The sequence below is a fragment of the Lentzea flava genome (genome assembly GCF_014648475.1).
In the GTDB taxonomy this organism is placed as follows: Bacteria; Actinomycetota; Actinomycetes; order Mycobacteriales; family Pseudonocardiaceae; genus Lentzea; species Lentzea flava.
Genome location: NZ_BMRE01000018.1, coordinates 16721 through 26739, shown reverse-complemented (window position 1 = coordinate 26739; position 10019 = coordinate 16721). Strand labels below are relative to the sequence as shown.

Below are 10019 nucleotides of genomic sequence, written 5' to 3'. Positions count from 1 at the left end.
GGCCTCTTGGGCAAGCGCATCGTCGTCATCTCGGATCTTCAAATGCCCTACGAGAACCGGAAAGCGCTCAAGGCCGTGATCCGGTTCATCGGCCAATACCGCCCGGACGAAGTGATCCAGATCGGTGACCTCGTCGACTACCCGCAACCCAGCAGGTGGAGCAAGGGCACCGCCGCGGAGTTCGAGGGCAGCGTGCTCAAGGACTCGAAGTACGCGCAACAGCACTTCCTAGAGCCGCTGCGCGAGGTCTACTCAGGACCGGTTTCCGTGCACGAGGGGAACCATGATCTCCGGCCGCGGACGTACCTCGCGAAGCACGCGCCCGCGCTCGCTGACAGCAACGCGTTCGACCTTCCGGTGCTACTCGATTTCCCTCGGTACAACGTCCGGCTGTTGCCGGACTTCCACCAGATCGCACCTGACTGGCTCACCACGCACGGCCACGTCGGTGGAATCACGCTCTCGCAGATCGCCGGAAACACGGCGTTGAACGGGGCGAAGCGGGCGGGCAAGTCCCTTGTCATGGGCCACACCCACCGGCAGGGAATTGGGCGGCACACCACCGGCTACGGCGGCAAGGTCACCCGCACCGTGACCGGCGTCGAGGTAGGACACCTGATGGACATCCGCCATGCCGGCTACCTCAACAGCGCAACACCGAACTGGCAAACCGGATTCGCCGTCTTGCACATCGAGCGCAGCACCGTCACGCCCGAGCTGGTGCCAATCACGAGCCGTCGTTTCATCGTCGACGGCGACACTTTCAAGGTCTAGATGTTAAGTGGAACGAGTGGAGAGCTGTTGCAGGACAAGGTTTTCGAGCTTCTGCCACTGATCAAAGAAGCCGCTCGGGTCGTTGCCGCACAGTGGCCGGACACGGTCGACGCTGACGATGTCGAGCAAGAGATCGCGTTGCGGCTGCTGGAATCGCCGCGCTCAGTGGACCGGCTGGTCGACGAGATGGAACCGGCCCGCCGCAAGACCGCGCTCATCAAGATCGGGCACCAGATCGCCGCACGGGAACGCGTCGAATACGAGGTGTTCAGCGGTCAATACCGCTACGGCACAAGGGAAATCACGGACCTGCTCAACAGCGGCGCCCTGGGTGCCGAGCGGACCGAGGTCAGCGCAACCCTCATCGACCTCGACGAGGGACTGAACATCGTCAGCGAGCGCAACCCCCGCTACGCCGGGCTGCTGGTCGCGGTGTTCCGCGACGGCGACGGCACCGCCCACCGGCAGAGCATCGCCCGCGCGGTCGAGCTGCTGACGGAGTCGATGAACCGCGTGTCCCTGCGCCGCGCACGCGAACGCGACGGAATCGGATCACGAAAGGTCGGACGGAATGTGCACACCGAAACGGCGGATTGGCTCGATGGGATCGCCGGTGATTTCGAGTAAGGCGGTAGCCGGCCCGCGGAACCGGGGCGATCGAACAACCAAGCCTCGAACCCGAGGTCACGGGCCGCCCTGAACACCCTGCATCACAACGCATCCAGCATCACCAGCACGACCAACACGGGGGATTCTCAGTGACCGTTGATCCGTTCGCGGATGACGACAACGACTTCAACGATCAGCAGTACGACGAGCCTGGTTCGGGCGCGTCCAGTTCGGAGTGGAACGGCTCGGTGTCGGCCACTTTCAAGGGCAACGGCGAGTACTCGTCGGCCTGGTACGTCTTCCGCGCCCCGAGCGTGGACGTCCTGGCGGACATGCTCGAAGGCGTCGGCGACATCAAGCGCCTGGTCACCGCGGGCGCGCTCGTGGACCAGTTCATCAAGCAGAAGGAACCCGCGGGCAAGGCCCGCACCGGCTCACCGAACAACAACGGCGGGCAGCGCCCGAACAACAACAGCAGTGGCGGGAGCAACCAGCAGCGCCGCGGCCGTCCGCAGGCCGCGACCGAGGCACCGAACGGGGAGAAGCGCTACTGCGACCACGGCGAAATGCGGTGGCGCTCGGGCATCTCCCAGGCGGGCAACACCTACGCCGGGTGGTACTGCACCGCGCAGAACCGCGACCAGCAGTGCAGGCCCGAATACCCGTAATCCGCCGCGCTGACAACAACTTCACCACGAGGAGGGCGGGCCGCCGGCCCGCCCTCCTCTCGTCATTTCCGGGAGGAACAACACACATGCAAGCAATCGTCATGCTCACCGTGCTGATCGCCATCTTCATGGCGATCTTCAGCCTGCCGACCGAGTAACCGCCGTGACCACCTTCCGCAATGGCGACCGCGTCCGCTACACCGCCCCGCCTGGCCACAACCCCGCCATCACCACCGGCACGGTCGGCCGCGTCGTCCAAGTCCTCGAACAAGGAAAGCTCGTCGGAGTGCGATTCGCCGGGCACCTCTGGGCCTGGGCCATCCCCGCCGGCCACCTCGAACACGCCCACACCATCGACCCCGAAGTCCACCACGCACTCGTCGAAGAACTCCGCACCACGAAACAAGAACTCGACGAACTCAAGCGCGCTCTGCGCGTGCTGGCCGAGTAGGAAGGAAAAGCTTGCCCGTCCGGCGAACCGTGACGATCGACGTTGAAACGCACAGCGCAGACCAGCTCTACAACATGGCGCCGAACGAATTCGTCCGGCTCGCCGGATACGCGTGGGACAACAGCGACCACGTCCACCTGAGCACCGACCTCGACGAGCTGCGCGAGGCCATCCGCTCCGCCCGCTACATCGTCGGGCACAACATCCACGCCTTCGACCTCACCGCCATTTTCGGTGCCGACTCCATCGAACCCCTCGAACTCGCCCGAGAAGGACGGGTGATCGACTCCTGGACACACAGCACGCTCGTCCACCCCGCGCCGCGGAACTACATCGACCGCCGCGGACGGCCACGGCACGTGAAAGGACCCGAGCAAGCCAAGCTGTGGCACGGCCTCGACGAGCAGGCGCACCAGCTCGGTGTCCAGGGCAAGGCCTACGACCTCACCGAGCTTGCCCGCGAGTTCGGCGGCTACGACAAGATCCCGCTCGACGAACCCCGCTACGAGGAATACCTGCGCCAGGACGTCCGCACCGGCCGCCTTGTGCTGCAAGCGCTGCTGCGTAAGGGACCGCTGGACAAGTACGCGATCCGGGAACAGCTCGTCGCAGCGATCGCGGCGCAGATCTCCCGCAACGGGTGGCGCGTCGACGTTCCAGCCGCGCAAGCACGCATCAAGGAACTCGACGCGATCCGTGACCGGTACATGGCCATGCTCGTCGAGAAACACGGAATGCCCTCGGAGGGCAAAGCCCCGCTGCGCACGAACGCAGGCAAGGAAGCCGTTCTCGCCGCGCTCAAGTCGGTCGGTGTGCGCGCGGACGACCTAGTCCGCACGAAGAACGGTGCCCCTTCGCTCGGGGGCGACTCCGTCAAGGAAGCGGCACGAGGGAAAGGGGAAGAGGCCGAAGCGCTGGCGGAGGCGATCGCGGCCATCGGCGGAATCCGGCCGCTGGCCGAAGGCGCGCTGCGGCACCTGCACGCGGACGGCAAGGTCCACCCGCAGATCACCACACTCCAGCGCTCCGGCCGATGGTCGACGCAAGATCCCGGACTCACAGTGTGGACCAGCCGCGGCGACGGAGCCGAGGAGAAGCGCTACTACATCCCGAACGCGGACGACGAAGTCCTGGTCGAACTCGACCTCAGCCAGGCCGACGCGCGGATCGTGGCCGCGTACTCCGGAGACCGCAAATTCGCCGAACGCTTCCGGCCCGGCGCGGACGCCCACATGATCACCGCCTACGCGGTGTGGGGAAAGGAAGAAGTCGACACCAACCCGGCGCACTACCGACAGACAGCGAAAGCCTGCGGGCACGCCTACGCCTACCGAGCTGGCGCACGCACGATCGCCACGACCGCGGGCGTTGCGCACAGCATCGCGAAGAAGTTCGTCGACGGAATGCAGGCCGCTTATCGGCAGGTGACCCGCTGGCAGGACAAGGTGACCCGGCTCGCTCGCAAGGGCTACGTCGTCAACGCCTGGGGGCGTAAGATGCTCGTCGACGAAGGCCGCGAATGGACCCAGGCACCCGCCCTGTACGGTCAGTCCGGCACCAGGGAAATCGTCTGCGACGGCCTTATCAGGCTGCCGAACGAGATCCTGCGCATGGTCGTCGCGCAGGTCCACGACGCGATCGTGCTCTCCGTGCCGGCTACCCGCGCCGAGGAGATCATCGCCATCGTGAAACGCGCGATGACGTGCGACTGGCAACCACCAGACGGAACAGGTCAGCGCGTCCACTTCCCTGTCGGCGTCGGCCCTTTGGGCAAGAACTGGGCCGACGCAGCGCACTAGAAAGTGGCGTAGACCTCAATCGAGTGATAACACGTATGTCGCTTGACTTCGCGATCTACCGTCACATATCTATAGACGCTCGTGAAACACTGAAGTTCCTGGGGGGCACATGGCACAGCAGACGGTTGTCACGCTCATCGACGACCTCGACGGTAAGAAGGCAGACGAAACGGTCGGGTTCGGACTCGACGGCGTCCTGTACGAGATCGACCTGTCGAAGAAGAACGCCGCCAAGCTGCGTACAGCGCTGGCGGACTTCGTGGCCAAGGGGCGCCGCGAAGGCGGTCGCAAGAAGGTTGCCTCCAAGCGGGTCGGCGGCGTCACGCCGAAGGCGGACAAGGAGCAGGCCCGCGCGATCCGCGAATGGGCACGCAAGCAGGGACACCAGCTGTCCGACCGAGGCCGTATCCCGGCGACCATCGTGGCCGAGTACCACGCGCAGAACTGAAGCCTGAAAATGCCCCCTCCGCCTTTCGGTGGAGGGGGCATTTTTGTATCCCTGCTCAAGCTGAACGGAGCGTGACCGCCTTCAAACTGCTGGGCGGGACCTGCTTCACTACCGGGCGTTTGTCTTCGGGTTCAGGCCCGTCGAGCACGACATCCACGAACTGCGGTGGTTCGGGAATGAGAGCATCACCGTCCGAATCCCACTTGAGCATGCCGCCATCATCACGGCGGGGCTTTGCAAACTTCCTCGACATCGCGTCGGCGTACTTGGTCGCGAAGAGGTAGCTCATGTCAGCGGACCGTATCCGGTTGTCCGCTCACGTGCGCGAGTTTCGATGCAGGTCACAGCCGTGCCCACCGTCCGTAATGGACTGTGCTCAAACGACTTTCGAGCCTCCTGGGCGCTGGCGTGATCGAACATCTGTTCGTATCCTTGCGCTATGTCGCTCATTCCTACCCACCGCTGGGAAGACGGTGACCCGGTTCACGGCTCGCGGCTCAGGGTTCGGCCCGTCAAGATCAACCTGCGCGGGTTGTTCCAAGAGAACCTGGAATCCGGCGTCAAGGTGGTCGACGGTCTGGACGTGGATTGCATCGTCGACGGGCTCACATCTGGATGGTGGGATAGCTTGAACAACTCACAGCTGGTCCTGGTGAACTACGCCATTCCGTCCGCGGACCCCCACGGGCAGGCACTCCAGCTCACCGATCAGGTCGTGTCCTCCCGCTGGGTGCGCACCGTGCGCTAGCGGTCCGTAGAGGTCCGCCGACGCCACGGCGCCCACCACCGACGAACCGGCCGCGGGCGCTCGATCCAGCGACCCGACAAGTCCGTCTTGATGCCCCAGTACGAATCGAGCGTACGAGCCGCACTCTCGAACTCCGCGAGGGTGAGCTTCTTCTTACGCGTCCACGGCCACATGCCGATACCGTAGTCCGCATGGAACATGGTGCAGCCAACGCACTACGACCTGTGGCCGTCGTGCGAGTACCGATGCCTCGCACTCTGACCGCCAAGGCCTATCTCGCCGCTGCCGACGCTGCGGCCGGCAACCCCACCGTGGAGACCTTTCGCGCAGCCGAGATCGCGGCGTTCCACCTCGCGAACCTGTACCACGGCCTTGCGATGATCTCTCCGGGCGCATACGGATCTGGGGACTACCGATTGGCCGTCGAATTGAACCAGCGGTATCACCAGTACCGGAACGCCCGCCTTAGCGTGACCGTTGCTAAAGAGCAGATTGACGAAGCCCGATGATCCCACTCATCATCCTCGTTTTCGCCTGCGTCATCATCACGATTCTCGTGTGGGGATACCTCGATGGTCAGCCCTGGCGGCGATACGCCAGGCCTGACGAGTTCACCTTCGCGGTCGACGCGATGCTGAGCAGCGAGACGGAGGGCGGTGTCAAGATCGCTCACCGCGACGGAATCCCTTGGGAGCAAGCACCGTGCCCGCCGCGCTGGCACCACTGCCGAACCCAGACGATAGGGCGCGTAGCGAGGCTGGGAATCGTAGAACGGTGTCCCTGCGGCGCCATTGCGCGCGACCCGTTTCCGAGAGAGTGGATCGAGCGCAACAGCCGCCGCAAGTCCTGATAATTAGTCGAGTCCCGGCAGACGCGTCGTCCGCAGTGGCGTCATGAACCACTTCTCCTCGATCGGCACGTTCATGACATCGCTCAGCAACGCCAGGCACGCGGCCTGAACGTCCACATCGGACCAAGCAACGCGAGTCACCCACTCAGGCACGGGATCACCGCCTCCCGTTCCACCACCAGCCAACGACAACGCGTCGAAGTCCGCGACTACATCCCCGTTGACGATGTACAGGAACGGAACACCTCCGGTCGCGCTCCACTTGACGCTGCCGAACCGCGCACGCTGCGTCAGGGCCTCGATGCCCCCCTCGATCGCGGACCCAAGGTAGCCGTTGTTCTCGATGGCGACGATGCATGAGCCCACCGTGAGGGTCTGCACCCAGAACGGGGCGCCCGGCTCGAACGAGTTGAACGCCTCGTCGAAGGTCGCGGTCTCCGACGACCGCGGGTCGCCGCCGTAGGCCCGGATCACCTCGTCCTCGGTCACCCCGTCGAAGAGCGCGACCGTGACCGCGGAGTAGCGCTGATCAGCGATCCACTGGTACTGCTGCACGTCGAGCATGTTCACCCCTTGTACGGTCCCGGCGCGATGCTAGCGGTATTGACGAGGACGACGACGTACTTATCGCCATCGACCATCTTGTGGGTCGAGTAGAAGCCGCCGATCACACCGCCCTGGATATCTTGCTCACGCCTCGGTACCTCCTCGATCCGGGAGCCGGCACCGCCCTCCTCAGTAGATTTGAACGGGAATTCATCGCAACTTCCCTTTTTGCCCCGCTCAGGCGGATCGACGGTGCGCACGAAGGTTGCGCAACCGGAGTCCTTGTAGTTCTGTGCCTGCTTGTAGCTGGCCTTCGTCAGGGCCGCGGTCTGCGGGTGCTGTTTCCAGTGCAGCGAGATGTTTCGGGCGATGTGCGGCATCTTCTTGGCGTCGATCGGCAGAACCTTGTCGTCGCCGCACCGCTTGTCGTTGACCACCTGCGCGGCGGTGCACGTCTTGTACCGATCGTTGTACGGCGGAGGCACCTCCATGCCCACCGGAGCGTCGTCGGGCAACAACTCCTTGATCGTCTCGATGGCGTTGCTGGTTTCCTCGGGGTACTCCACGGCGGAGTACAAGCCGGCCACGATCAGCAGCACCAGCGGCACGCCGATCTTGGACTTCACACTCACGATTCCCCCACACGTTCGACCAACGTGATCGTTCCATGAAACCTGGCCATTCCAGGCTGTACGCGCTGCATTCGCTCAGTCGGACCAGTCATTGAAGTACGCCGTAGCTGAGAGCGACGATTTTGCCGCAGGATTTCCGAAGACCGCCCTGCGGGATGCCACTGAATGCTATTCACATAGCCGCCGGTCGAAAGCGGCCCCGCCAGAGCTGACGGGGCCGCGGAACTTCGCGGTCGTCGAGTTCTGTGACTACCAGGCGGGAACGCCGGGGACGCCGGTCTCGTCCTCGGTCAGCATCCGTGCCTGCTCGTCTGGGGTGAAGATGCCGAGCTTCCTGCGGTCCTCGAAGGTCATGAAGTCGAGCGCGAGGCGGCGGAACACGTAGTCCATGACCGACGATGCCTGCGGGATCTCGGGGTCGTCGGTCATCCCCATCGGTTCGTATCGCGTGTTGGTCAGCTTCTCGACCAAGACAGCCAGCGGCACGCCGTATTGGAGCCCGATCGACGTGAGAATGGAGATCGCGTCCATCAGGCCGGCGAGGGTCGAACCCTCCTTGGCGAACTTGGCGAAAACCTCGCCAAGGCTGCCGTCATCGCGCGCGTTCCCCGTGACGTAGAACTCGCCTCCGCCGATGGTGAACGACGTCGTGTGTCCGTCCCGGCTCCTTGGCATCCGCTCACGTTCGGGAGACCGCGAGGTTCCACACGTCGAGCACGTCATGAATGACCCCAATCGCAACATGTAGTAGATCAACGAAGACGCCCACCCTAGATGTGGGTCAGCCTGGAGTGTCGACCGGGACGGATCAAGCCGCCACGCCGACACGGCGAGGTGGTCAGTACCGCAGGTGGCGCACGATGGCGTCTACGTCCGCGACCGCCCGAGCACGCTGCTTGGCGTACTCCTCGATCTGGGGACCCCATGCCCGAAGGCAGAACGCGGCATCGCGTAGACGGGCGGCGAACTCGCGCACCACGTCGAGTCCGACCGCGAAGTTTCCTCGCAGCACGAACGAACTGTCCGGGTCGTCGCGCCGGTAGCGATAGCCGAACAGCTCGCCCGGAAGCATGGCGATACCCGTGTCCTTGTTGTCTTCGCCGTAGTGCAGCAGCACTGAGAACGCGTCCACGCTGCTCTCAAGCTTCGATGAGAACACCTTCGGCGAGACGCGCAACGCCGCATACCAGCCACCCTCGGGTGGCTGCAACTGGAACGCTTCAAAACCCAACGCGCTGTTGATATTGCTTATCTCGGCTTGGAGAAAAGCGAGTCTGTTGCGGTATTGCCTGTTCCAGTCGTCGATCCAGGACTGCGGGGTCAGGCATAGCGCGGCGATTCCAGTCAACTCGTCGATCTGCGGAACACGTCCGTAGCTGAACACGGTGCGATAGTGGGCGAGCGAAGCTCGGAGCGCTTTGTTCGTGGTGGACGCGTAGGCGATCCGGCAGGTTGGGAACGCGACGGTCTTGCTCGGGGTGGTCACGGTGACGGTGTAGTCGCTCATCCGGCCCAGGCGCGCGTCTCCGAGGTCGTCTCCCGTCACAGCTCCGATGGGCTGTGGAGAGACGTCCTCCGTCAGGTAGCTGCCCTCGTAGACGTCATCGCCGAGAACGTAGACCGGACTGTCCGGGTGCCGCTGGTTGTAGGTCAGCACGGCTTCAGCGATGCCGAGAGCACGATCGCGACTCAATATTCGGCCGTTGGCGTTGTTCACGATCGGCACGTACACCGCACGACCGGGATGGCCCGCGGTCGAGTGCAACCAGCACGCGACGGCTTCCCCAGTTAGGTCAGGCGTCACCGACAACTCTGCGGCGAGTAGTGGTGGTACCAGGCGCAGGCTCTGGTAGTACCCCTCGGGTACGAGAATCCTGCCTCCCAGAGGGCGCAGCTCCTCGTAGTCGCGCTCGCACAGCAAACTCGAACAGAACCCGAAGAACACACCCTTGAACCCGCCGCAGAACACCATCACGTCATCCATCGACACAGAAAAACCCTGCTGACGGAAATATGCTGCGGCGAACGCCTGCGCTTCGTCGCCGTACCCACTCGAACCACCGCGGTAGCCGCCGAGGCTGTGTTCTCTCTTCGACAGATAGTTGAGGAAGTCGTCTGCGGACTCATGGGGGCGCCGCCGCTCGTCGGCCAGCAGCTCGAACGCCGCCCGCGCCGATACCCGCGGTCGATGGCTCAGGTCGAACGAGTCTAAATTCTCCGTCAGTCTCGACCTGCCGGCTACGCCTTGAGCGCATATGTAGGAAAACAAGCCACGTTGCTCGCGGAAAAAGAACTCTCCAAAGTCGGTCACGATGTCGTGCGGGTTAGCTGATGCATGGCTGCCCTTGTAGAGCTTCACAACATCGTGATCGGATTTCGCGTCGTCCAGGATGGCGTACACCGACGAGTAGAGATCGACGAATCGGTTCTTCAGATTGGCTGAGGTGGTCATAATTGAGACACGGCTCCAATCTATCTAGCTTCCTGGCAAGTC

Annotated in this window: 14 protein-coding genes; 9 read left to right on the top strand and 5 right to left on the bottom strand. The window is 63.8% G+C overall.

Translation table 11 applies throughout. The features are described from left to right. Positions 1-6 precede the first annotated feature (6 nt). The 6 genes from IEZ09_RS21130 (at position 7) to IEZ09_RS21105 (ending at position 4749) form a co-directional block, all read left to right on the top strand. Positions 7-774, top strand: coding sequence for a metallophosphoesterase (locus tag IEZ09_RS21130; protein ID WP_189255458.1), 768 nt, complete (start codon positions 7-9; stop codon positions 772-774). A gap of 27 nt (positions 775-801) precedes the next feature. Beyond that, complete coding sequence (locus tag IEZ09_RS21125) at positions 802-1401, top strand: hypothetical protein (protein WP_189255457.1); 600 nt, start codon at positions 802-804, stop codon at positions 1399-1401. Positions 1402-1532: 131 nt separating this feature from the next. Then, the gene (locus tag IEZ09_RS21120) at positions 1533-2051 is read left to right on the top strand and encodes a D29-gp49 family protein (RefSeq protein ID WP_189255456.1); all 519 of its coding nucleotides are present in this window, start codon (positions 1533-1535) and stop codon (positions 2049-2051) included. Between the two features lie 163 nt (positions 2052-2214). After that, the gene (locus IEZ09_RS21115) at positions 2215-2502 is read left to right on the top strand and encodes a hypothetical protein (protein WP_189255455.1); all 288 of its coding nucleotides are present in this window, start codon (positions 2215-2217) and stop codon (positions 2500-2502) included. Positions 2503-2531: 29 nt separating this feature from the next. Then, positions 2532-4301, top strand: a complete 1770-nt coding sequence (locus IEZ09_RS21110; protein ID WP_229812794.1) for a DNA polymerase — start codon at positions 2532-2534, stop codon at positions 4299-4301. A 109-nt stretch (positions 4302-4410) separates the two neighbouring features. Then, positions 4411-4749: a histone-like nucleoid-structuring protein Lsr2 gene (locus tag IEZ09_RS21105; protein WP_189255454.1), complete on the top strand. Its 339-nt coding sequence runs from the start codon at positions 4411-4413 to the stop codon at positions 4747-4749. Positions 4750-4804: 55 nt separating this feature from the next. Here IEZ09_RS21105 and IEZ09_RS21100 read toward each other — a convergent pair whose 3' ends face one another. After that, positions 4805-5038 (bottom strand): hypothetical protein, encoded by a 234-nt coding sequence (locus tag IEZ09_RS21100; protein ID WP_189255453.1) that lies wholly within the window; start codon positions 5036-5038, stop codon positions 4805-4807. A gap of 150 nt (positions 5039-5188) precedes the next feature. Between IEZ09_RS21100 and IEZ09_RS21095 the strand changes: the two genes are divergently transcribed. The 3 genes from IEZ09_RS21095 (at position 5189) to IEZ09_RS21085 (ending at position 6347) form a co-directional block, all read left to right on the top strand. After that, positions 5189-5497, top strand: coding sequence for a hypothetical protein (locus IEZ09_RS21095; protein WP_189255452.1), 309 nt, complete (start codon positions 5189-5191; stop codon positions 5495-5497). Positions 5498-5688: 191 nt separating this feature from the next. Then, the gene (locus IEZ09_RS21090) at positions 5689-6006 is read left to right on the top strand and encodes a hypothetical protein (RefSeq protein ID WP_189255451.1); all 318 of its coding nucleotides are present in this window, start codon (positions 5689-5691) and stop codon (positions 6004-6006) included. Then, positions 6003-6347, top strand: a complete 345-nt coding sequence (locus tag IEZ09_RS21085; protein ID WP_189255450.1) for a hypothetical protein — start codon at positions 6003-6005, stop codon at positions 6345-6347. The genes IEZ09_RS21090 and IEZ09_RS21085 overlap by 4 nt, the downstream gene beginning before the upstream one ends. 3 nt (positions 6348-6350) lie before the next feature. Here the strand turns inward: IEZ09_RS21085 and IEZ09_RS21080 are convergent, their stop codons facing one another. The 4 genes from IEZ09_RS21080 to IEZ09_RS21065 all read right to left on the bottom strand — a co-directional run bounded on the left by IEZ09_RS21080 (position 6351) and on the right by IEZ09_RS21065 (position 9977). Next, the gene (locus tag IEZ09_RS21080) at positions 6351-6917 is read right to left on the bottom strand and encodes a DUF6461 domain-containing protein (RefSeq protein WP_189255449.1); all 567 of its coding nucleotides are present in this window, start codon (positions 6915-6917) and stop codon (positions 6351-6353) included. After that, on the bottom strand, positions 6914-7519 hold the full coding sequence (locus IEZ09_RS21075; protein ID WP_189255448.1) for a NucA/NucB deoxyribonuclease domain-containing protein: 606 nt from the start codon (positions 7517-7519) through the stop codon (positions 6914-6916). Before IEZ09_RS21075 ends, IEZ09_RS21080 begins: the two co-directional genes overlap by 4 nt. Before the next feature lie 255 nt (positions 7520-7774). Next, complete coding sequence (locus IEZ09_RS21070; protein WP_189255447.1) at positions 7775-8200, bottom strand: TSCPD domain-containing protein; 426 nt, start codon at positions 8198-8200, stop codon at positions 7775-7777. Positions 8201-8363: 163 nt separating this feature from the next. Then, on the bottom strand, positions 8364-9977 hold the full coding sequence (locus IEZ09_RS21065; protein WP_189255446.1) for an aminotransferase class I/II-fold pyridoxal phosphate-dependent enzyme: 1614 nt from the start codon (positions 9975-9977) through the stop codon (positions 8364-8366). Between the last annotated feature and the right edge of the window lie 42 nt (positions 9978-10019).

Excerpts from the sequence above, each read along its gene's own strand:
- IEZ09_RS21090 (WP_189255451.1), top strand. The coding sequence starts at position 5,689 with ATGGAACATGGTGCAGCCAACGCACTACGACCTGTGGCCGTCGTGCGA.
- IEZ09_RS21065 (WP_189255446.1), bottom strand. The coding sequence starts at position 9,977 with ATGACCACCTCAGCCAATCTGAAGAACCGATTCGTCGATCTCTACTCG.
- IEZ09_RS21085 (WP_189255450.1), top strand. The coding sequence starts at position 6,003 with ATGATCCCACTCATCATCCTCGTTTTCGCCTGCGTCATCATCACGATT.
- IEZ09_RS21095 (WP_189255452.1), top strand. The coding sequence starts at position 5,189 with ATGTCGCTCATTCCTACCCACCGCTGGGAAGACGGTGACCCGGTTCAC.
- IEZ09_RS21100 (WP_189255453.1), bottom strand. The coding sequence starts at position 5,038 with ATGAGCTACCTCTTCGCGACCAAGTACGCCGACGCGATGTCGAGGAAG.
- IEZ09_RS21070 (WP_189255447.1), bottom strand. The coding sequence starts at position 8,200 with ATGCCAAGGAGCCGGGACGGACACACGACGTCGTTCACCATCGGCGGA.
- IEZ09_RS21105 (WP_189255454.1), top strand. The coding sequence starts at position 4,411 with ATGGCACAGCAGACGGTTGTCACGCTCATCGACGACCTCGACGGTAAG.